This is a genomic window from Micromonospora coxensis, from assembly GCF_900090295.1.
Classification (GTDB): domain Bacteria; phylum Actinomycetota; class Actinomycetes; order Mycobacteriales; family Micromonosporaceae; genus Micromonospora; species Micromonospora coxensis.
This window is the reverse complement of sequence record NZ_LT607753.1, coordinates 1,595,394-1,616,863: the sequence shown is the minus strand read 5'-3', so window position 1 is coordinate 1,616,863 and position 21,470 is coordinate 1,595,394. Positions and strand designations below refer to the sequence as shown.

Sequence of the window (21,470 nt, the reverse complement as noted above, 5' to 3'; positions counted from 1 at the left end):
GAGCGGGCAGGTCGCTGCATCGGGCGGGTCACTGGTCGTCGGCACGCTCCGGTCGCCGGTTGGCGGGGTCGTCAGCTCGCTGGTTGCTCTTCGGTGGGTTGTCGCACGCTGGGGTCGCTTCGGTCGCTTCGGTCGCTTCGGTCGCTTCGGTCGCCGCGGTCGCTGGGGTCGCTGGGGTCGTGGGCGATTCACATTTGTCATCAAGTCCGTAGCGTTCACGCAGCGGACCCTGCCCCCGGCGGGACGCGCCTGTCTGCCGGATGGGTGACCAGGGTCATCCTCTCTGCCCGGGCGCTCCGATGCTGCGGGACCCGATGCCATGAAGATCATCGCTACGCTGCCGGCATGGACGTCGAAGAGCGCCTGCGGCGGACCCGCCGATGGCTGTGGGTCGTGGTGGTGGGCCTGTTCCTCAGCGGGGTGACCGCGTTTCCGCTGGAGATCGAGGTGCGGTGGCTGCTGCGGGCGCTCGATCCGCTCGCCGGGCAGTTCCCGGCGCTGGTGGCCTGGATCGAGCGGGTCCACACCGGACTCGTCGAGACCGGCGATCGCTACCCCTTCATGCTCTACGGCACCGACTGGCTGGCCTTCGCGCACCTGGTGCTGGCGGTGGCGTTCTGGGGGCCGCTGCGGGACCCGGTCCGCAACGTCTGGGTGGTGCAGCTCGGCATGATCGCCTGCGCGGGGATCGTGCCGCTGGCGCTGATCTGCGGACCGATCCGGGACATCCCGTGGTTCTGGACGCTGGTCGACCTCTCCTTCGCCGTCGCCGCGTTCCCGCCGCTGTGGTTCGCGTACCGGCACATCCGGGCGGTCGAGGCCGCGACCGGCGCGTCGGCCGTGCCGCCGGTACCCGCGCCGGCCGGCTGACGGTCGCCGGCCCGCGAACGTGAGCAGATGAGGGGATCCGACCACGGCCGGTGGTGGGCCGGGTCCGGCCGCCGACCGGCAGGTCGGCAGGCAGCCGACGTCGTCCGGCCGGTCGGGTGTCCGCCACGGGACCAGGGGCGGACACCCGACCGGGGTCGGCTCAGCGCTCCAGCAGTTGGTGCGCCTCGCGGATCTTCACCCACGACGCCGGCTGCCGTGGGGCGGTCGCGCTGCGCGCGGCCGTGGGCAGGGCGGGCCGGCCCGGGGTGAGGAGCCAGGTGGTGAAGAGGTCGTCGAGGTCCAGGCCGGAGATCCGTTCGGCGAGGGCCTGGAACTGGGCGACCGTGGCGTTGCCGTGCCGGTGCTCCGCGGTCCAGGCCGGCAGGATCCGGAAGAACGCCTCGTCACCGACGGCGAGCCGGATCTGGTGCAGGGCCATCGCGCCCCGGTCGTAGACCGCGTCGTCGAAGATCCGCTCGGCGCCCGGGTCGCCCGGGAGCACCTGCCAGAAGCCGGAGTCCGCCGGGTAGGCCGCATAGGTGAAGTCGAAGAGCTCCTGGGCGGTGCCCTCGCCCTGCTCCTCCGACCAGAGCCACTCGGCGTACGAGGCGAAGCCCTCGTTGAGCCAGATGTCCCGCCACTGCGCGACCGACACCGAGTCGCCGAACCACTGGTGGGCGTTCTCGTGCACCACCACGTACGTGTTGGCGCCGCGCCGCCAGAAGCCCGGGCCGTACACCGATCGGGTCTGCGTCTCCAGGGCGAAACCGATGCCGTCGACCGGCCCGGCGACGCCACCCTGGGCCTCGAACGGGTACGGCCCGAAGACGCCGCTGGCCCAGTCGACGACCTCGGCGGTGCGTTCGATGCTGGCGCGTGCGGCCGGCGCGAGCGGCCCCAGCGTGGTGCTGTACGCGTTGATCACCGGCTGCCCGTTCGGCGCGGTGTCGGTGACCACGTCGTACTGCCCGATGGCGAGGAAGGCCAGGTAGGTGGCGGTCGGGCTGGTGGTGCGCCAGCTCCACCGCATCCGGTCGCCGGCCTCGGCCAGCGGGGGGCGTGGCGGCACGCCGTTGCTGATCACCTCGACGCCGGTGGGCACCGATACCGAGATGTCGTAGGTGGCCTTGTCCAGCGGGTGGTCGTTGGCCGGGAACCACCACCAGGACGACTCCGGCTCGTTGACGGCCAGCGCGCCGTCGGCGGTGCGGGTCCACCCGGTGTAGCCGCCGATCAGCGTCTCGGACGGCACGCCGGAGTACCGGACCACGATGGTGAGCTGCTGGCCGCGGACGATCCGGCGGGGTGCGGTGACCGCCAGCTCGTGCGCGCCCTCGCGGGCGTACGGGGCCGTCCAGCCGTTGACCTTGACGGACTCCACGTCGAGCAGGAAGTCCAGGTTGAACCGGGGCAGGTCCTGGGTGGCCCGGGCCAGGATGGTGGTGGTGCCGGTGAGCCGGTCGGTGGCCGGGTCGTAGCGCAGTCGGACGTCGTAGTGGTCGACGTCGTACCCGCCGTTGCCGTAGTCGGGGAAGTAGCTGTCGCCGAGCCCGGGGGTGCCGGGGGTGGCGCCGGCGACCAGCCGGCTGCGACCGGGTCGGTCGGCGGCCTGGCCGGGGACGCCGGTCACCAGGGTGCCGGCGGTGGTGACGGTCAGGGCGGCGATGGCCGCCGTGAAAGCGCGTCGCACGGGGTGGACTCCCTCCGTCGGGGTGTACGCGCGATCAACCTAATCGAAGTTTGTGAACGCGATGACCCCGTCCGGCGCGGTCGGCTGTTCACTTTATGGGAATGTTTCGATAGCATTACCGACCAGTAACAACCCCCTTGGCCACGCGCGCGGTCACGAGGCTCCCACCACCCCTGCTCCGTGGAGGTCCGTGATGCCCCACCGCGCCCTGGCCCGCGCCGTCACCGCGTTGGCCGCCCTGCTCGCCACCGTCCTCGGTGTCGTGCTCGTCCCCGGCACCGCCCAGGCGGCCACCGTCAACTACGTCGCCCTCGGCGACTCCTACTCCTCCGGGGTCGGCGCCGGCCCGTACGACCTCTCCGGCTGCCTGCGCAGCCAGAAGTCGTACGCCCCGCTCTGGGCCGCCGCCAACGCGGTCACCAGCTTCCGGTTCGTCGCCTGCGGCGGCGCGGTCACCTCAGACGTGATCGACAAGCAGGTCTCCGCGCTGAGCACCGGCACCACGCTGGTCACCGTCACCATCGGCGGCAACGACGCCGGCTTCGCCGACGTCATCACCAGCTGCCGCTTCGGCAGCACCAGCACCTGCACCAACGCGGTGAACGAGGCGAAGGCGTTCGCCACCGCCACGCTGCCCGGCCGGCTCGACCGCACCTACGCCGCCATCCGCAGCCGGGCGCCGAACGCCCGGCTGATCGTGCTCGGCTACCCGCGACTGTTCGAGACGAACTACTGCGGCTGGCTGGCGATGAGCACCTACAAGCGGACCATCCTCAACGAGGCCGCCGACCTGCTCGCCACCGTCATCGCCGACCGGGCCGGCGCGGCCGGCGCCACGTTCGCCGACACCCGCCCCACCTTCGCCGGGCACGGCGTCTGCGCCGCCGACCCGTGGATCCGGGACGTCTCCGGGGTCATCGAGGCGTACCACCCGGACGCCGACGGCTACCGCTACGGCTACCTGCCCGCGCTCAACGCCGCGCTGCGCTGACGCGTCCCGGCGGCGACCGGCGGTCCACCCCGGACCGCCGGCCGCCGTCGGCGCTTGCATCCACATCCGACAATGGACGGTCCTGGTCCGTCCCCGCCGGAGGTGCGCGATGCGGGATTCCGTGAGGCGGCAGCGACCCCCGAGCGCCCGGGACCGGTTCCCGACCGGCGGTCCCGAACTGCTGCACCTGCTGGCCCGGCTGGTGCGCCGCCCCCGCCGGGGTGACCGGCGGCTGCCGCTGCTGTGGCTGGTCCGTCCCGCCACCGGCGAGCCGGGCGTGCTGCTGCGCCGCTTCGTCGGCCGGGGCGCGGGACGGCGGGTGCCGCACGCCGTGCTCGACCTGACCGACCGGCCGGAGACCGACGACGTCCCGACGGTGCTGCGCGAACTGCACCGCCAACTCTCCCTGGAGGCGTTCGGCGCCGCCCGGCTGCGCTTCCGGCACTACCCGCTCGCCGACTGGCTGATGCAGCAGAGCCTCGCCACCGACACCGCCGACAGCGGCCGGGCCACCCTGGTACGCCGACTGCGGGACTGGCGCGGCCGGCGCGCCAGCGAGGAGCCCCAGGTCGGTGGCGACTCCGGCCTCGGCACGGCGGTGCAGGTGCTGTTCTGGCTGCTACGCCGGGCCGTGCCCAGCGTGGTGTTCCGGATCGCCGTGTCCGGGCGGGTGCCGCTGGTCGGCAGCCAGTACCGCTGGTTCATGCGCCAGCAGTACCTCGCCCCACGGCAGTCGGTGACCTTCCTCGGCTTCGCCGAACGGCTCACCGCCGGGTGGCGCGACGGCGAGCACCCGGCCCAGGTGGACAAGCTGCTGCTGCACGCCTTCCTGGAAGACCTGCGGCAGGCGTACCGGCGGCGGTTCTGGCGGCCCGGCGACTGGCGGCGCACCGCGTACCCGGTGCTGCTGCTCGACGGGGTGACCGTCGGCGACGTCGGGCACACCCTGGTCCGGCTCCTCACCGACGTGCGCAACGAGACCGGCCGCAACGACCCGCTGCTGGTCGTCGCGGTCGCCACCGCCGCACCGCCGGAACTGCCCGCGCCGCGCCCGCTGCGCGAGGCCGACGAGGCGTACGACGAATGGGCCGAGGCGTTGCCGGAGACCCGGCGGCTGCGGCGGGCCGCGGCCTGGCTGCTGGTGCTGCGGCTGGCCGCCGGTGACCTGGTGGCCGGGCCCGGGGCCGGCCCGGCGGCGCTGGTCGCGCCCGACCCGCCCTGGTGGTCGCGGCGGTTCCTGCCGGCGGCGGTGGCCCTGGCCCTGCTGCTCGGCGTCGGCGCGTGGGCGACCGGCCGGTGGAACCTGGACTGCCACCCCGACCCGCGGGGCCGGGTGGCGGTGACGCTGGTCGACGGCGAGTGCGTCGGCTACAGCGACAGCGCCGGCCAGGTCTTCAACAGCGAACCCGGCCAGGACCGGCTGCGGGCGGTGCAACGGCGCATCTTCGCGCAGAACCGGGCCGCCGAGGAGGTGTGGCGGCGCAGCGACCACCGCCGGCCGTACCTGACCCTGGTCTACCTGGGCACCCTCACCGGCAACCGGACCCGCGCCGACGAGGAGTCGTACGTCTCCGAGCGCGAGGAACTGGAGGGCATGGCGACCGCCCAGTACGCCCTGCTCAAGGAGTCCGCCGCCGCCGACGGCGCGGCCCTGCTGCGGGTGGTGGTGGCCAACGGCGGCCGGCAGATGCGCCACGCCGGGCGGGCGGTGGCCATGCTGGAGGACCTGGCCCGCGACGACCCGACCGTGCTCGGGGTGGTGGGCCTGGTGGAGAGCCGCACCAGCACCGCCGCCGCGCTGCGCGAACTCAACCGGGTCGGCCTGCCGGTCCTCGCGCCCACCCTCTCGGCCGACCGGCTGGACCAGAACTCCAGCCTCTACCTGCAGATCTCCGCGCCCAACGCCGACCAGGCGCGGATGATCGAGGCGTACTCCCGGCAGGTGCTGCGGGTCGGCGAGGCGCACGTCTACCACACCACCGGCCAGGACAGCTCGCTCGCCGAGGACCTCTACGTGTCCACCCTGGTCGACGGGCTGCGGGAGCGGTTCGGCAGCCGACTCACCCGGCTCGACGAATGGCGTACCGGACGGCGGCTGACCCAGGAGTGCGGCTTCCGCGGGGTGCTGGTCTTCGCCGGCCGCTGGTCGGAGTTCGACGGGTTCCTGCGCGCGCTCAAGGAGTGCGGCACCGACCCGCCCCGGCACCTCGTCGCCGACGACTCGGTCAACCGGTACATGGCCAACCCGGGGCTGCGGGCCAGCGCGCCGGGCAACCTGCCGGTCACGTACGTGTCGAAGGCCGCGCCGGCCACCTGCGCCGCGCTGCGCGCCGCGCAGGCCCGCCGCGACGACGCCCGGGGCAGCTTCCTCGCCTGGATCAGCGCCGACGACCTGCTCGACCCGCCGCGCTGCCGCGACGGCGCCGGGCCGCCGGTCGGGGAACGGGTCAGCCTCGCCTACGACGCCTCGATGATGATGGTGCGCGCGCTGGAGAGCCTCGCCGCGCGGCTGCGGCACGCCGACACCGGCCGGCGGTGGGAACCCCGCTCGGTCAACCCGGTGGGGGTGCACGCCGAGGTGCTGCGCCAGAACGCCGCCGGCGGCTACCCGGGGGTCGCCGGGGTGATCCGGTACGGCCCGGACTCCGGTGAGCCCGTCGCCAAGCGGATCGCGCTGCTCACCGTCGCCCGGGTGCCCGACGTCGACGCCGCGCCGGTGGAGGTGTTCCACTGCGGCAGCGTCGACGGCGGGCCCGATCCGGCGTGCCGCCCGCGGTGAGCTGCGGCTGGTGCGCCGCGGGCGCGGCTCCGTTAGGGTTCCCCACGACCGGACGGACGTCGTGGGGGAGCAGACGGTGGGCAGGCTCGCGTCGACGTACGGGCAGGCGGTCGCGGTCCACCGGCAGGCCCGGCAACACTGGGCCCGCGCCCGGGCGCTGCTCGAGAAGCTCAGCGGGCAACCCGTGCCGGAGCGCACCGTCGACCTCATCGCCCGGCTGGGCCGCCTCGGCGCCGCGCTGACCGCGCCCGGCGCGGAGACCACCCGCCCGGCCGGCGCGCCGGCGCCGGTGCGGATCGGGGAGGCGTCCACCGCCGACGGCCGGTTCCCGCTGCTGCTGCCGCTGGGCGCCGGGCACCACCTCGCCGTCACCGCCGACGCCCGCGACCCCCGGGTGGCGGTGCTGCTGCGGGTGCTGGTGCTGCGCCTGCTCGCCACCGCCGCGCCCGGCGCGGTCCGGGTGGTCGGCATCGACCCGGCCGCCCTCGGCGCCACCTTCCTGCCGCTGCGCCCCCTGCGCGACGCCGGGGTGCTCGACGCGACCGCCACCACCGAGGCGGAGATCGCCGCGTTGCTCGACGGGGCCGAGGCGCACGTGCGGGCCGCCCAGCAGTCCGGCCGGGACGACCACGAGCTGCTGCTGGTGGTCGCCGCCTCCGCACCCGGCCCGCGCGAGCTGGCCCGGCTCGCCGCGCTCACCCACGCCGGGCCGACCGCCGCGGTGTGCGTGCTGCTCGCCGGGTACCCGGCCGGGTCACCCGGGCAGGCCCCGCCGCCGCTGGGCGCCACCACGCCGCTGCGGCTCGACGAGCGGTACGCCTGGGTCGGCGACCCGCCCGGGCACCCGTTCGGCGACGACGGCGGCGGGCTGGCCGTACCGGTGCTGCTCGACGGCGACCCGCCCGCGCAGGCCGTACGCTCGCTGGCCGCCCGGCTGGACGCGGCCGTGCGGCGCGACGCGGCGCTGCACGTCGAGGACCTGCTCCCCGAGCGGCGCTGGACGGAGTCCGCGCGGGCCGGACTGCGCACGGTGGTCGGCCGGGCCGGGCGGGAGCCGGCGGTGCTGGGCTTCGACGACGCCACCCCGCACTGGCTGGTCGGCGGGCGCACCGGCGCGGGCAAGACGGTCTTCCTGGTCGACGTGCTCTACTCGCTCGCCGCCCGGTACTCCCCGGCCGAACTCCAGCTCTGGCTGCTCGACTTCAAGGAGGGCGTCAGCTTCACCGAGTTCGTGCCCACCGAACGCGACCCCTCCTTCCTGCCCCACGCCCGGGCCGTCGGCGTCGAGTCCGACCGCGAGTACGGCCTCGCCGTCCTGCGCGAGCTGCGCCGGGAACTGGGCCGCCGGGCCGGGCTGCTCAAGCGGCACGGCGCCACCAAGCTCGCCGACCTGCCCGCCGACGCGTCCGTCCCCCGCGTGGTGGCGGTGATCGACGAGTTCCACGTGCTGCTCTCCGGCAACGACCGGTTGGCCCGCGACGCCGTCGACCTGCTGGAGGAACTGGCCCGCAAGGGCCGCTCCTACGGCGTGCACCTCGTGCTGGCCAGCCAGAGCACCACCGGGGTCGAGGCCCTCTACGGCCGCGCCGACACGCTCTTCGGGCAGTTCGCCCTGCGGGTGGCGCTGCCCGGCGGGGACGCCGTGCTCGGCCACCGCCCCGGCGGCAGCGCCGCCACCACCCTCGGCACCGCCGTGGTGAACACCGCCGCCGGCGCGCCCGGCGCGGACCTGCTGGTCCGGTTCCCGGACGCGCACGCCGACGCCCGGCAGGTCGCCCGGCTGCGCTACGAGCTGTGGGACGCCGCGCCGGAGGGCACCCGCCCGCCGACCGTCTTCCGGGGGTACGAGCCGGCGCACCTGGAGGACGACCCGGCCGGCGTCGCCCTGCGCCCCGGCGGCCGGCGGCCGACCATCCTGGTCGGCCGGACCGTGGACGTGGACGGCAGCCCCGCCCGGTTCACCCTGGACGCCACCCCCGGCCGGCACCTGGCGGTGGTCGGCACCTCGGTCACCGGCGGGCACGTGCTGCGCGCCGCCGCGCTGGGCGTGGCCCGCCAGCACACCCCGGGCGAGGCGGACTTCGTCCTCGCCCCGCTGGTGGAGGCCGCCGACGAGTTGGCCGACGACACCGTCGCCGGGATCAAGGCGGCCGGGCACCCGGTCACCGTCCTGGACGCGGCGGGGCTGCGCCAGCGCATCGGTGAGCTGGCCGCCGCAGCGGGGGAGCGCCGCACGTACCTGGTGGTCTTCGGCGTCGACGCGGCGGCCGGCGCGCTCGGCCGCAGCGACCCGGGCACCTTCCGCTCCGGCCACGACGACCTGCGCACCCTGCTGCGCCAGGGGCCCGGGCAGGGCACCCACCTGCTCGGCTGGTGGCGCGGGCTGCGCCGGCTCGGCGAGGACCTCGGCGGCTCGCAGAACCGCGACGACGTGGCCTGCCTGGTCGCGCTGAACGTGCCCGCCGCCGACCTCGGCCTGCACCTCGGCGTCACCGACCTCACCTACACCCCCCGGCCCGACCGGGCGCTGCTGGTCGACCGGCACGCCCAGCGGACCGCGCTGATCGTGCCGTTCGTCCGCCCCGGGCACCGGCCCGAGGACGAGGAGCGCTGAGTGGCCACCTTCGACGAGTACGCCGCCGCCGTCCGCCAGCTCTCCGGCCAGGTCCGCGACGGGGAGCGGGGGGCGGCCGCCGAGGCCGAACGCCGCCGCCGGCTGCACGCCGGAATCGACCAGCTCGGCCAGCGGCTGATGGTGCAGGAGCAGCGGCTGGAGCAGTTGGGCCAGGCGATCGGCGTCGCTCCCGCCGGTCCGGCGTCCGCCGCGCCGGCCGGTGTCGCCGGGTCCCCGACTCCCGTCCCGGCCGTCGCCGGGTCCCCGACTCCCGTCCCGGCCGTCGCCGGGTCCCCGACTCCCGGCCCGGCCCTAGCCGGGTCCCCGACACCCGTTTCGGCCGTCGCCGACAGCGATCCGGCGGCGGCGCTGGAGGAGGCCCGCCGGCTGGCCGACGAGGCCGACGGGCACACCCGGCACGTCGAGGCGCTCGGGCAGCGCCCCGAGCTGCTGCCCACCTGGTCACCGGCGGCCCGGGCGGTCGCTGTCTACGTCGCCTGCGCCGCCGTCGGGGTGCTGCTCATGCTGGTGCTGGTGGTGGCATCGGGGGTCGGGCTGGTCAGCGGCTTCACCCTGGGCGCGTGGGTCTGCGCCGGGCTGCCGGTGCTGTCGTTCGCCGCCGGCTGGTTCATCCTCGGGCGCTGGGGCCGTCCCGCCCTGGCCACCGTGGACCCGCCGCGCTTCGTCCCGCTCGGCTTCGTCATCTGCGTCGCCCTGGTGCCCATCGCCTACTGCGCCAGCCTGCTCGTGGTCCGCGCCCTGCGCTGAGCCGGTCACGGCGGCTCGCGTCAGCGCCTGGTCGCGGTGGGTGCGCGGATCTCGTAGGCTCCCTTGTGGTCGCTGCCGGTGCGGTGACCCGGCCGATTGTGAGTCGATCCGGGGGGGCACGTGAGCGCGGCGCAGATCATCGCGAGGCTGGCAGCGGCGGTGCAGAAGCTGGACGAGGCGAAGGCGAAGACGGCCGCCGCCGCGCAGGACGCCGCCGAGGCGCGGGCGCTGGTGGCCGGCGCGCTGGAGGGCGTGGCCGCCGGCCAGCTGATCGGCGTGATCGACTCCTACCGGCAGGCGTTGGAGCAGGCCGCCCAGGGCAGTGAGCCGGCCCGGCAGCACGTCCAGGAGACGATCGCGAAGGTCCAGGCCCTGGGCAACTGAGCACTGCGGCGGCCGGTCGGCGGCCCCGCCACCATGCGCGAAAAGCTCCGCTCCGTGCTGGCCGCCTGCGCCGAGCCACACGTCCGGGTGCACGTGGCTCCGCCGGTCTGCAGGCGTCGTTGCTGCAACCGCTGGACAGCTGAGCGCGGTCAGCCGGTGCGGCTGGCCAGGACGGTCGCGGCGTACTTGAGGACGGCGGCCATGTCCGTGCGCATCTGCTGGTAACGGCCCTGGATGTCGGTCGGTAGCCCGGTGGGGGCGACCGGCCCCGACAGCAGTGTCAGCTGACCGTCGATGGTGTCCAGCAGTTCCTGCGCGCCGAGTTGGAGGTCGGCGGCCGTCAGCTTCACGTCCTCGTCGTGCGTCCGCTCGCCGAGCTTGCCGTCCTCGATCACGTTCGTGGCCAGGTCCACGTAGCCGCGTCGCAGCCGATCTGCCTTGCGGTCGCACTCGTCGAAGGTGTGCAGGACGACGGCGGTGTCCGTACCTGGCTGCATGGTTTCCTCCCCTGCCGGTCCCCGTCCGGTCGCGGGGTGTGGGGCGACCGTATCGATGGGCGTGGTGGGTGCGGAGCGTTGCGTCGCGCAGCCGACGGTGCCGTCTTCCGACTCCCGTGGCCCGGCAGTTGACCGCCGCCGTCCGATAGGACGGTTTGTGCCCCTGGAGCGACTTCACGTTACCAGCGCGTAACTTTTCATTGACGGGTGTGAAATCGGCCACGCATCATCGATCCCACGATCGATCGGATCCCCCACCCACCCGTCCCCGGCTCCCGGGAACCTCCCACCGGAGGTGCAGCCATGCTGCTCCGAACGATCCTCGCGGCCACCGCCGCCCTCGCCGTGCTCCTCGTCCCCGCCACCGCCGTCCAGGCGGCCCCCGACCGGTCCACCGCCGCCCCGGCCGCCACCACCGGACAGAGCGACACCGCCGACCGGACCGCCGCCGCTCAGGCCGGCGCCGCCGACCGGGCCGCCGCAGCGCCGGGCACCGTCGCCGCACCGGCGCCCGCCCCGGACGGGAGCGCGCCGGCATCGGTCGCCGGCGAGGCGTTCACCGTCGCCGCCAACGCCAACCCCGTCATCGTCGTCGGGGGTCTGATCGGCGTCTCCATCGCGTACGAGCCGATCGCCGCCCGGCTGCGCGCCGACGGCTTCCGGGTCTCCATCTACCAGCTCCCCGGCCTGGGCTTCGGCGACATCCGGGAGTCCGCCAAGGCGTTCAGGAGCTACGTCGACCAGGTCCGCGCCAGCACCGGAGCGGCCAAGGTGGACATCGTCGCCCACTCCGAGGGTGGCCTCGTCTCCCGCTGGTACGTCAAGTTCCTCGGCGGCGCGGACGCCGTCGGCCGCTACGTCAGCCTGGGCAGCCCGCAGCAGGGCACCTACGTCGCCAACATCCTCAACGTCGTCGGGCTGGGCAGTTGCGCCGGCATCGTCGCCTGCCAGCAGATGTCGATCGGCTCGGACTTCCTCGCCAACCTCAACGGCGGCGACGACACCCCGGGCGCGCTGCGCTGGACGACCGTGCGTACCTGGCAGGACGAGCTGGTCCGGCCGGTCGGCAACGCCTCCCTCGCCGACGGCGCCACCAACGTGCTGATCCAGGGCTGGTGCCCGCTGCGGGTCGTCGGCCACCTCGGCCTGGTCCTCGACGGCACCACCTACACCGTCGTCCGCCAGGTCCTCACCGACCGCCCCATCTGGCCCAACTGCTTCGCCCTCTGACACCCACCCACCCCTCCACCCTGCACTTACAGAGAAAGAGTGGCTATTCCGGCGTGGATGGCCACTCTTTCTCTGTAAGTGCGCGAGGTGGCGGGTTGGGCGGGGGAGGAGGGCGGGGCGGGGGGAGGGGTCAGGCGGCTTGGGCGAGGGCTTCGTACTCGGCGTCGGTGAGCTGGACCTCGGCGGCGGCCACGTTCTCCTCCAGGTGCGCCACCGACGACGTACCCGGGATGGGAAGCATGACCGGCGACCGGCGCAACAGCCAGGCCAGCGCGAGCTGCGCGGGCGTCGCGCCGTGCTCGGTGGAGATCGCGTCCAGCGGGCCGCCCGGCCGGGCCAGGTTGCCGGTGGCGATCGGGAACCACGGGATGAAGGCCAGGTCGTCGCGCTCGCAGTACTCGACGACGTCCTCGGCGCTGCGGTCGGCCAGGTTGTAGAGGTTCTGCACCGACACGATCGGGGTGATCTGCCGGGCCGCCTCGATCTGCTCCACGGTCACCTCGGACAGGCCGATGTGGCGGATCTTGCCCTCCTGCTTGAGCAGGGCCAGCTCGCCGAGCTGGTCGGCCAGCGGCACCTTCGGGTCGATCCGGTGCAGCTGGTACAGCGGGATAGCCTCCAGGCCCAGGTGCCGCAGGCTCAGCTCGCACTGCTGGCGCAGGTACTCCGGGCGGCCCACCGGCCGCCAGTCGCCCGGCCCGGAACGGGTCAGGCCGGCCTTGGTCGCGATGACCAGGTCGTCGGCGTACGGGTGCAGCGCCTGCCGGATCAGCAGCTCGGAGACGAACGGGCCGTACGAGTCGGCGGTGTCGATGAAGGTGACCCCGAGCTCGTACGCCCGGCGCAGCACCCGCACCGCCTCGGCCGGGACCTTCGGGTCGCCCCAGACCCCCGGGCCGGTGATCTGCATGGCCCCGTAGCCGAGGCGGTCGACCTGGACGTCCCCGCCGATGCGGTAGGTGCCCGAGGCCTTCGCGGGCGCGGTGCTGGCGCTGGTCGCCATCGGCGATCCTCCTGGTGTGCGTCGTCGTCAGCGGCCAATCTAGCCACCGACCGACCGGCTTTCCCGCGCATCGCCGCCTTCCACACCTGCGGGCGAGATGTGGCCGGGAACACCGGCCCGGCAGGCCCCAGCACGGGCGCGGTCGACCGGGCCGCCGGGACGTGCCGGTGCGACGGTCAGCCGGGTGACGTGCCGGCCGCGGCTCGGCCCGGCCGGGTGACGTGCCGGATCACCACCAGCGCCTGGTCGTCGTCGGAGCCGGAGAGCTTGCTCAGGATCGCGTCGGCGATGGCGCCGACCGGCTGGTCGCGCACCGGCACGATCACCTCGTGCAGCGCCGCCACCCCGGCGTCGTACTCCTGGTCGCGCCGCTCCACCAGCCCGTCGGTGTACGCCACCAGCAGGTCGCCCGGGCCGAAGGGCACCGTCGTCACCGGCACCGGCTCGCGGACCAGCCCCAGCGGCAGCGCGTTGCCGGTGTGCACCGCCCGCGGCTGCCGGCCGGCGGGGACCAGCACCGGGTGCGGGTGCCCGACCCGGGCCACCGCCACCTGACCGGCGGCCGGGTCGACCACCATCGCCAGGCAGGTGCCGAGGAACCCCACCCCGAGCAGCTCGGTCAGCCGGGGGAACACCTCGGCCAGCGGCACCCCGGACCGGATCAGCGTGTTCACCACCGTCCGCAGCTGCGCCATGTCGGCGGCGGCCTCCACCTGATGGCCGACCACGTCACCGACCACCACTCCGAGCCGGTCGCCGTCCAGGGCGATCAGGTCGTACCAGTCGCCGCCGAGGTGCAGGCCGCTCATCGCCGGCTGGTAACGGGTGGCGATCTCCAGGCCGGCGGGCGTGCGGGTGGCCGAGGTGCGCAACCGCCCGGCCAGCCGGGTCACCAGGTTGTGCTCGGCGGCGGCCAGCCGGACCCGCTCCAGGGTCTGCTCGCACAGGTCGGCGATGGTGTCCAGCAGCGCCAGGTCGCCCTCGCGCAGCGGGCGTTCCCGGTACCAGCCGAAGGCGAGCGCGGCGATCGGCCGACGCTGGGCGTCCAGCAGCGGCAGCGCCACCGTGGTGACGATGCCGTGCGCGCCGACCGGGTCGGGCAGCCCCGGAAAGGCCGCGGCGAAGGCGGCCCGGTTCGGCAGGACGATCCGTTCGCCGCTGCGCAGCGCCCGCACGATCGGCCGGGGGTCGTCGACGGTCAGGTCCTTGAAGGTCGCCGCGAGCGAGTCCGGCACCTCCGGGTGCCAGAGCAGCACCCGGCGTCCCTCGTCGCGCATCGCCAACCCGGGCAGCGCCGCGCCCAGGGCCAGCGGGGCCGCGTCCAGGATCACCTCGATCGCCTCGGCGGTGGAGCGGGTGACGCTGAGCCGGGCCGCGAAGTCCGCCATCGCCTGCGCCGAACCGGTCAGCTCGGCGCGCTGCAACGCCTGGCTGCACAGCCCGGCGACCGCGTCCAGCAGGCTGCGCCGCGCCTCGTCGTCGCGGCGGCGGACCGCGTCGGTGCGGCCGTCGGGCGCCGGCCGCTCCCAGCGCACCTCCAGCGCGCCGAGGACGCCGCCGTCGCCGTAGCGCAGCGGCAGGCAGATCCCGGCGCCGCCGGGCAGCCGCCGGGCGGAGTTGTCGCGCACCGCGCGGGCCAGCGGCAGCCGCGCCGCCACCGGCACCCGCTGCGGTCCCGCGCCGTCGGCGACGTCCAGCGTCGGCGACCCGGGCCGGGCCACCGCCAGGCGTACGACGGACGCCCCGACCACCGCGGGCACGACGGAGGTGACCACCTCGACCACCGCGGCCTGCCCCTGCGCGGAGCTGAGCGCCCCGGCGAGCCGGGCCAGCCCCTCGGCCTGCCGCAACGCCCGCTGCCGGTCGCTGATGTCCCGGGCCACCGTGGCGACGAACGCGGTGGTCTCCCGGTCGTCGGCGGCGGTGACGGTGAACGTCTGGTGGTCCACGTCGAGCTGCTCGCCGGTGTCCAGCCGGGCCAGCCGGCTCTCCGCCCGGTGGTGCCCCTCGCGCAGCGCCGCCGGGATCAACTCGCGCCGCCACACCTCGCGCAGCTCGGGCGCCGCGAAGTCGAGCAGCCGCAGCCCGTCCAGGCGCGCGCCGTCGGCCAGGCCGACGAACTCCCGTCCGGCCGGGTTGACGTAGACCGCCCGCCCGTCCGGGTCGCCGACCGCGATGAAGTCGCCGGAGCGTTCCACCAGCGCCTGGAACAGCCGCAGCTCCGCCTGGATGGCCCGTTCGGCGCTGAGGTCCGAGGCGTACGCCAGCCAGCGCAGCGGCCGGCGCTCCAGCGCGACCACCCCGATCTGCACCGGGACGAGGTGCCCGTCGGCGTGCCGGTACTCCTTGTCGTAGGCGCGTGCCCGGCCGTTGGCGCGCAGCTCGGCCAGCGCCTCGGCGTCGGCCTCCTCCCAGCCCGGTGGCGTGAGGTCCGGCCAGTTCAGCCGTCCCTGCGCGATGTCGTCGGCGGTGTAGCCGAGCATCGCCAGGAACGCCTCGTTGGCCTCGGTGATCCGGTCCTCCTCACCACCGAAGACGGCGAGCACGTCGGTGGCGGCGAGCCGTTCGTAGCGGGCCCGCTCCGCGCCGAGCGCCTCCAGCAGCCGGGTGCGTTCGGTGACGTCGACGATGGCGAAGCCCAGCCCGACCAGCTCGTCGGTGTCGGCGATGCGGATCGGGAAGTAGTCGGCGACCAGGTGCCGGCGCGCCGCGTCCGGGGTGCCCTCGGGCTCGGTGAACTCCACCCCGGTGACCGGGCCGTGCGCCAGGGCGCGGCGCATCAGCTCCTCGATCCGCTCCCCGTGCCGCGGGACGATGTCGCGCGGCCGCCGGCCCAGGTGCTCCGCCACCGGCACCCGGTTCATCCGTGCCAGCGCCGGGTTGACCTGCACGTAGCGCAGCGCGGTGTCGACCAGCCCGAAGCCGACCGGCGCGCTGTCCAGCAGGGACTCGCTGATCGCCGCGGTGCGTCGGGCCGCCGCCTCGGCGAGCACCCGGTCCTCGATGTCGTAGATGCTGCCGATCCATTCGGTGATGGTCCCGTCCGGGTCGCGCAGGCTCGCGGCGCGTACGGCGAAGTGCCGGTACCCGTCGCTGCCGGCGTGCCACAGTCGCCCCTCCGTCTCGAACAGCGGCGCTCGCCTGGCGAGCGCCTCCCGCCAGGCGAGGCCGATCCGCGCCCGGTCGCCGGGGTGCACCGCCGTCGCCCAGCCGTCGCCCCGGTACTGCTCCCAGTGCTGCCCGGTGTACGCCTCCCAGGAGGGCTGCCGCTCGACGATCGCGCCGACCGCGTCGGCGGTCCAGATCACCGCCGTGGACGCCTCGATCAGGGTGCGGAAGCGCTGGTCGGCGTGCTGCCGCGCGGCCCGGGCGGCGGCCTCGGCCTGCCAGGCCCGCTCGCGTTCGCCGGCCTCGCGGACCGCGTCGCGCAGCTGCTCGACCACCGCGTCCTGCCGGCCGACCGCCTCCACCCGGCGCAGCGCCTGCACCCCGGCGGCGGTGAGCAGCCCGCCGAGCAGGTGCTCGTCGGCGCTGAGCACGCGCGGCGCGGGCAGCGCCACCCAGGACCGCCACTCCCGGGTCGGGGTGCTGAGCCGCCCGGCGACGCCCGGCACCTCGCCGGTCACCGGCGGCTCGTCGGCCCGCCGGCCGGGCAGCAGCCGCTCGGCCACCGCCGGGTCGAGGTCGGCCACCGCGACCGGGCCGGTGGCGGTGTACGCCCGCTCCGGTGCGCCGTCGTCGACCGGGATCAGGTGTCCGGTGCCGCCGAACGCCTCGCCGAGGGCGCGCGCGGTCAGCGCCAGCACCTCGTCGGTGTCGGTGGCGGCGGCGAGCAGGCTGGTCAGCGCCAGGGCGGCCTGCTGCCGCTCCCGGGCCAGGTGCTCGTCGGTGACCTCGCGGACGGTGCCGACCAGCAGGATCCGGTCCCGTTCCGGGTCGGCCACCTCGGTGACCGTCACCGACACCCAGTACAGCCCGCCGTCGCGGCGCTGGAACGGCACCTCGTACGCCCCGGCGTGCTCGTCGAGCATGTGCACCAGGGCCCGGTCGAGCAGTTCCCGCTCCCGGGGGTGCGATGCGGGGTCGGGCCACCACGGGTAGGGCGGGCGGTAGGGGACCTGCTGCGGCCCGTACCCGGTCAGCGCGCCGAAGGTCTCGTCGACCTGGAGGACGGCGCCGAACTCGTCGGCCACGAAGACCCCGTCGGTGATCGACTCGACGACCCGGGTGGCCCACGCGCCCCGGCGCAGCCGGTCCCGGGCGCGGTCCAGGTTGGCTCGGACCCGGGCCAGCAGCTCACGGCCGGAGAAGGGCTTGACCAGGTAGTCGTCGGCGCCCGCCGCCAACCCCTCGGCGGCGGCCTCGGGTCCGGCCCGGGCGGAGAGCAGCACCACCGGCAGGTGCGAGGTGGCCGGCGCGGCGCGCAGCGCGGCGAGCAGCCCGAAGCCGTCCAGCAGCGGCATCATCACGTCGGCCAGGACCAGGTCGGGCGGGTCGGCGGTGATGAGCGCCAGCGCGGCCCGCCCGTCGGCGGCGGTCTGCACCCGGAACTGCGCCGCGAGCAGGTCCGTCACGTAGTCGCGCAGGTCGGCGTTGTCGTCGACCAGCAGGACGCGCGGGGCGTCCGGTGGCCCGCTCACCACCCCGGGGCCGCCCGGGCGGGCCGTCTCGGCGGCGGCCAGCACCATGGCGCGGTCCAGCGGCGCCGGGGGCGCGGCGACGGCGGACCGGCTGGCCCCCGCGCCGTACGGCATCCGCACCTCGAACGTCGACCCGACGCCCAACGTGCTGGTCGCGCCGATCTCCCCGTCGTGCAGCTGCACCAGTTCGCGGACCAGCGCCAGCCCGATCCCGGTGCCCTCCGCCGAGCGCCCGTGCGGGCCGTCGACCCGCTGGAAGCGCTGGAACAGCCGGGGCAGCTGGTCGGGCGGGATGCCGACGCCGGTGTCGGTCACGGCGAGCCGGAACCCGCCCTCGGCCCTGGTCAGCCGCAGCCGGATCCCGCCCGCCACGGTGGCCTTGAGGGCGTTGGAGAGCAGGTTGAGCACGACCTTCTCCCACATCGTCCGGTCCAGGTACGCCGGCCGGGGCAGCCGTGGGCAGTCCACCTCGAAGTCGAGCCCGGCGCGGTCGACGGCCGGCGCGAAGGACGCGGCGATCTCCCGGGTGAGGCGGGCGACGTCCACCGCGACCCGTTCCGGGCGCAGCCGTCCGGCCTCGATCCGGGTGAAGTCCAGCACGCTGTCGACCAGTCGGCGCAGCCGCGCCGCGTTGCGGTCGGCCAGTTCCAGCCGACGTCGCGTCGGCTCGGGCAGCGGCTGCGACCGGTCGTCCAGGGCGTCGCGGACCGGACCGGCGACCAGGGTCAGCGGGGTACGCAGCTCGTGGCTGACGTTGGCGAAGAAGGCCGACTTCGCCGCGTCCAGCTCGGCCAGCGCCTCGGCCCGGCGGCGCTCCTGCTGGAAGGCGCGGGCGGCGGCCAGGGCGGTGCCGACGTGCCCGGCGATCAGGTCGAGGAAGGCCCGGTAGCCGTCGTCCACCGGCCGGCGCGGGTTCAGTGCGGCGGCCAGCACCGCGGTGGGCTCGGTGCCGCCCGGCTCCGGGACGGGCACCAGCGCCACCACGGGGGTCCCCGGGCGGGTCGGGTCGCCGGCCGGGTCCAGCGGCAGCAGCCGGGTCTCCCCGCAGGCCAGCACCTCGGCCAGCGGCCAGGCGCGGGTCACCTCGTCCGGCACCGCGTCGCCACCGGCCGCGGCGAGCCGCAGACCCTCCGGGTGGGGCAGGTGCAGCCGGACCATCGGCAGCGTCGGACCGGACGCGAGGGTGGCCACCGTGCGTCGGGCCACCTCGTCCGGGTCGTCGGCGTCGACCAGGCTCGCGGCGAGGTCGCCGACCGCCCGCAGCCGGCGATCGCCGACCACCCGGTCGGTGGTCTCGGTGACAGCGGTGAAGACCCCGCCGGGTGCGCCGGACTCGTCGATGATGGGGCTGTACGAGAAGGTGAAGTAGCACTCCTCGACGAAGCCGTTGCGGTCCAGCAGGAGCAGTTGGTCCTGGTTCCAGGTGGCGCCCTCGCCGGCCAGCACGCCGGTGAGCATCGGCCCGATCACGTCCCAGATCTCCGGCCACACCGTCGCGCCCGGACGGCCCAGCGCGTCCCGCTTCGACGCCCCGAGGATCGGCTCGTAGGCGTCGTTGTAGAGCATCACCAGGTCCGGGCCCCACCAGAGCAGGATGGGGAAGCGGGAGTGCAGGCAGATCGTGACGGCGGTCCGCAGGCTCTGCGGCCAGGACTCGACCGGCCCGAGCGGGGTGGCCGACCAGTCGTGGCCGGCGATCCGGTCGCCCATCTCGCCGCCGGCGGCGAAGACGTCCCGCCAGCGCAGGTCCTCCGGCGGCGTGGGGCGGGCGGGGGAGTCCGTCATGTCGGGACCTCCACTCGCCGGCTCAGGCGCTTTCCCCATCAGTCGGACCGTACCAGCGCGCGGCCGCACCCCACTCAGTCGATCATGACAGGCTGGTGAACCGCGCGGACGAACGACCCAGCCGGTCGGCAACCGGGCGTCGGCGAGGGCAGTTGGCGGCAAGCGTCCGCTGCCGACGTCCCGGCCGTGCGACGCTGGGCCCGAATCGGGGGGCCGGCGAGGTGCGGGGCGCGCCGGCAGCGCGGGAGGGGACGCCATGACCGGTACGCCGCAGCTGGACTTCGCGCTCGACACGTTCGAGTGCATCGTGCTCTACCCGGGGCCGGCCGGTGCGGCCCTGCCGGCGGAGACGGTGCAGCGGTTGCAGGCCGAGCACACCGAGCACATGCAGGCGTTGCAGCGCCGTGGCCTGGTGCTGGTCGCCGGCTCGATCGACGGCCCGGCCCGGGAGCCGGCGCCCCCCATCGGCATCGGGCTGGCCCGCACCGGTTCGGTCGACGACGTGCGCAGCGTGATGGAGGCCGACCCGGCGGTGCAGGCCGGGCTCTACCAGGTGGACGTGCTGACGTTCCTCTGCCCGGCCGGCTCGATGGAGTTCCCGCTGGCCAAGACGCAGAGCTGAGCCAGGGTGTCGGCAGGGTGACGGCGGCGCCGCGTCCGCCGGTGTTGACTGGGCGGACCCGGGCAGGGTGGACGCGCCGGGCGTCGACCGGCCCGGCCCGAGGAGCCGCCATGAGCGCCGCCGACACCCCCGACCTGCCGCGCGCCGCCGCGCTCCTGCGCGACCTGCTGGGCGACCGGTCGCTCACCCCCGCCGACCCGGGCTTCGCCGCCGCCGTGACGTTGTGGAACGGCGCGGTCGACCGGACGCCCGCGCTGATCGCCCGGTGCCGCGACGCCGACGAGGTCGCCGCCGTGCTCCGGATCGCCCGGCGGTGCCGGGTGCCGCTCTCGGTGCGCGCCGGCGGCCACGACTGGGCCGGCCGGGCGCTGCGCGACGGCGGCCTGGTGCTCGACCTGACCGGGATGCGCGAGGTGACGGTCGATCCGGACGCCGCCACGGTCACCGTGGCCGGCGGGGCCACCGCCGGGGACGTGGTCGCCGCGCTGCGCCCGTACGACCTGGCCGTCGCCACCGGCGTGGTCCGGGCCGTCGGCATGGCCGGCCTCACCCTCGCCGGTGGGTACGGCCCGCTCTGCGGCCGGCACGGCCTGGCCCTGGACAACCTGCTCGCCGCCGAGGTGGTGCTCGCCGACGGCCGCCGGGTGAGCGCCGACGCGGAGCACGAGCAGGAGTTGTACTGGGCGCTGCGCGGCGGCGGGGGCAACTTCGGGGTGGTGACCCGGCTGACCTACCGGGCGCACCGGCTGCCCGCCGCCCTCGCCGGGATGGTCCTGTTCGCCCTGGACGAGGCGGTCGACGTGCTGCGTGGCTACCGCGACCTGCTCGCCGACGCGCCGGACGAGCTGACCGTGATGGCGGGGTTCCTGCCCGGCCCGACGGGGGAGCCGGTGGTCTTCGTCTGCCCGGTCTGGGCCGGGGACGACCCCGAGGCCGGCCGGCGGCACGTGGACCGGATCCGGGCACTGGGCACCCCGCTGGTCGACCAGGTGGCGGTCCTGCCGTACGAGGAGGTGCTGCGGATGTTCGACGGCGGCATGGCCGACGGCAACCACTACCTGCTGCGCACCCGCTGGCTGCCGGGGCTCTCCGACGACGCCGTGGCGGTGCTGGTCGACGCCGCGCGCCGGGTCACCTCGCCGTACTCGGCGATCGCCCTGCACCACTTCCACGGCGCGGCCGCCCGGGTGGCCGTCGACGAGACCGCGTTCGGGCTGCGCGTCGACCACTCGCTGGTCGAGGTGATCGCGGTCTGGGCCCCCGGTGACCCGCCGGGGCCGCACGGCGAGTGGGCGGAGCAGGTCAGCGCCGCGCTGGCGGAGCACGCGCTGCCCGGCGGCTACCCGAACCTGCTCGCCCCGACCGACACCGACCGGGTCCGGCTGGCGTACGGCGACAACTGGGCGCGGCTGCGCCGGGCCAAGCACCGCTACGACCCGCGGCAGGTCTTCTCCGCCGTACCCACGCTGCCGGCGGTGACCGGTGGACCGTGACCGTGACCGGCGACCGGGGGTGGCCGGGAGCACCTCCGGCGGCGGATGCGCCCGGGCGGTACGATTCCCGGCGCGCGGTCGCCGATGCCCGCCACTCCCGACGT

General features: G+C 75.5%; 13 protein-coding genes and 1 pseudogene. 10 read left to right on the top strand and 4 right to left on the bottom strand.

Annotated elements, in window-relative coordinates:
• Positions 1-345: 345 nt before the first annotated feature.
• Complete coding sequence (locus GA0070614_RS07075) at positions 346-870, top strand: hypothetical protein (RefSeq protein ID WP_088975194.1); 525 nt, start codon at positions 346-348, stop codon at positions 868-870.
• Between the two features lie 160 nt (positions 871-1,030).
• Here the strand turns inward: GA0070614_RS07075 and GA0070614_RS07070 are convergent, their stop codons facing one another.
• Positions 1,031-2,560 (bottom strand): M1 family metallopeptidase, encoded by a 1,530-nt coding sequence (locus GA0070614_RS07070; RefSeq protein WP_088975193.1) that lies wholly within the window; start codon positions 2,558-2,560, stop codon positions 1,031-1,033.
• Between the two features lie 193 nt (positions 2,561-2,753).
• Between GA0070614_RS07070 and GA0070614_RS07065 the strand changes: the two genes are divergently transcribed.
• The 6 genes and pseudogenes from GA0070614_RS07065 to GA0070614_RS31025 form a co-directional block, all read left to right on the top strand.
• On the top strand, positions 2,754-3,551 hold the full coding sequence (locus tag GA0070614_RS07065; RefSeq protein WP_088975192.1) for an SGNH/GDSL hydrolase family protein: 798 nt from the start codon (positions 2,754-2,756) through the stop codon (positions 3,549-3,551).
• Between the two features lie 109 nt (positions 3,552-3,660).
• Positions 3,661-6,330, top strand: a complete 2,670-nt coding sequence (locus GA0070614_RS07060; RefSeq protein ID WP_088975191.1) for a type 1 periplasmic-binding domain-containing protein — start codon at positions 3,661-3,663, stop codon at positions 6,328-6,330.
• A gap of 76 nt (positions 6,331-6,406) precedes the next feature.
• A complete protein-coding gene (locus tag GA0070614_RS07055) occupies positions 6,407-8,944 on the top strand; it encodes an FtsK/SpoIIIE domain-containing protein (protein ID WP_088979288.1) in 2,538 nt (845 codons plus the stop codon).
• The gene (locus GA0070614_RS07050) at positions 8,945-9,712 is read left to right on the top strand and encodes a hypothetical protein (RefSeq protein ID WP_088975190.1); all 768 of its coding nucleotides are present in this window, start codon (positions 8,945-8,947) and stop codon (positions 9,710-9,712) included. It abuts the gene before it with no gap.
• Between the two features lie 120 nt (positions 9,713-9,832).
• Positions 9,833-10,096 carry a DUF6244 family protein gene (locus GA0070614_RS07045; RefSeq protein ID WP_088975189.1) on the top strand — a complete coding sequence of 88 codons (264 nt, stop codon included), beginning with the start codon at positions 9,833-9,835 and terminating at the stop codon, positions 10,094-10,096.
• A pseudogene (locus GA0070614_RS31025) lies at positions 10,097-10,198 on the top strand (Scr1 family TA system antitoxin-like transcriptional regulator); the annotation flags it as partial.
• Positions 10,199-10,245: 47 nt separating this feature from the next.
• On the opposite strand, the gene GA0070614_RS07035 reads toward GA0070614_RS31025, so the two are convergent.
• The gene (locus GA0070614_RS07035) at positions 10,246-10,593 is read right to left on the bottom strand and encodes a hypothetical protein (RefSeq protein ID WP_088975187.1); all 348 of its coding nucleotides are present in this window, start codon (positions 10,591-10,593) and stop codon (positions 10,246-10,248) included.
• 303 nt (positions 10,594-10,896) lie between these two features.
• Here GA0070614_RS07035 and GA0070614_RS07030 point away from each other — a divergent pair, with 303 nt between their 5' ends.
• Positions 10,897-11,823: a lipase family alpha/beta hydrolase gene (locus GA0070614_RS07030; protein ID WP_088975186.1), complete on the top strand. Its 927-nt coding sequence runs from the start codon at positions 10,897-10,899 to the stop codon at positions 11,821-11,823.
• A 130-nt stretch (positions 11,824-11,953) separates the two neighbouring features.
• Here GA0070614_RS07030 and GA0070614_RS07025 read toward each other — a convergent pair whose 3' ends face one another.
• Positions 11,954-12,826 carry an aldo/keto reductase gene (locus GA0070614_RS07025; protein ID WP_088975185.1) on the bottom strand — a complete coding sequence of 291 codons (873 nt, stop codon included), beginning with the start codon at positions 12,824-12,826 and terminating at the stop codon, positions 11,954-11,956.
• A gap of 176 nt (positions 12,827-13,002) precedes the next feature.
• Positions 13,003-19,251, bottom strand: a complete 6,249-nt coding sequence (locus GA0070614_RS07020) for a PAS domain S-box protein (protein WP_172892383.1) — start codon at positions 19,249-19,251, stop codon at positions 13,003-13,005.
• A 256-nt stretch (positions 19,252-19,507) separates the two neighbouring features.
• On the opposite strand from GA0070614_RS07020, the gene GA0070614_RS07015 reads away from it, so the two are divergent.
• Positions 19,508-19,873 carry a YciI family protein gene (locus GA0070614_RS07015; RefSeq protein ID WP_088979287.1) on the top strand — a complete coding sequence of 122 codons (366 nt, stop codon included), beginning with the start codon at positions 19,508-19,510 and terminating at the stop codon, positions 19,871-19,873.
• A gap of 110 nt (positions 19,874-19,983) precedes the next feature.
• Positions 19,984-21,366 (top strand): FAD-binding oxidoreductase, encoded by a 1,383-nt coding sequence (locus tag GA0070614_RS07010; protein WP_088975183.1) that lies wholly within the window; start codon positions 19,984-19,986, stop codon positions 21,364-21,366.
• Positions 21,367-21,470 lie beyond the last annotated feature (104 nt).

Bases quoted from the DNA above. Each gene is read 5' to 3' on its own strand.
- GA0070614_RS07060 (WP_088975191.1), top strand. From the start codon at position 3,661: ATGCGGGATTCCGTGAGGCGGCAGCGACCCCCGAGCGCCCGGGACCGG.
- GA0070614_RS07065 (WP_088975192.1), top strand. From the start codon at position 2,754: ATGCCCCACCGCGCCCTGGCCCGCGCCGTCACCGCGTTGGCCGCCCTG.
- GA0070614_RS07075 (WP_088975194.1), top strand. From the start codon at position 346: ATGGACGTCGAAGAGCGCCTGCGGCGGACCCGCCGATGGCTGTGGGTC.
- GA0070614_RS07035 (WP_088975187.1), bottom strand. From the start codon at position 10,593: ATGCAGCCAGGTACGGACACCGCCGTCGTCCTGCACACCTTCGACGAG.
- GA0070614_RS07020 (WP_172892383.1), bottom strand. From the start codon at position 19,251: ATGACGGACTCCCCCGCCCGCCCCACGCCGCCGGAGGACCTGCGCTGG.
- GA0070614_RS07010 (WP_088975183.1), top strand. From the start codon at position 19,984: ATGAGCGCCGCCGACACCCCCGACCTGCCGCGCGCCGCCGCGCTCCTG.
- GA0070614_RS07015 (WP_088979287.1), top strand. From the start codon at position 19,508: ATGACCGGTACGCCGCAGCTGGACTTCGCGCTCGACACGTTCGAGTGC.
- GA0070614_RS07025 (WP_088975185.1), bottom strand. From the start codon at position 12,826: ATGGCGACCAGCGCCAGCACCGCGCCCGCGAAGGCCTCGGGCACCTAC.
- GA0070614_RS07030 (WP_088975186.1), top strand. From the start codon at position 10,897: ATGCTGCTCCGAACGATCCTCGCGGCCACCGCCGCCCTCGCCGTGCTC.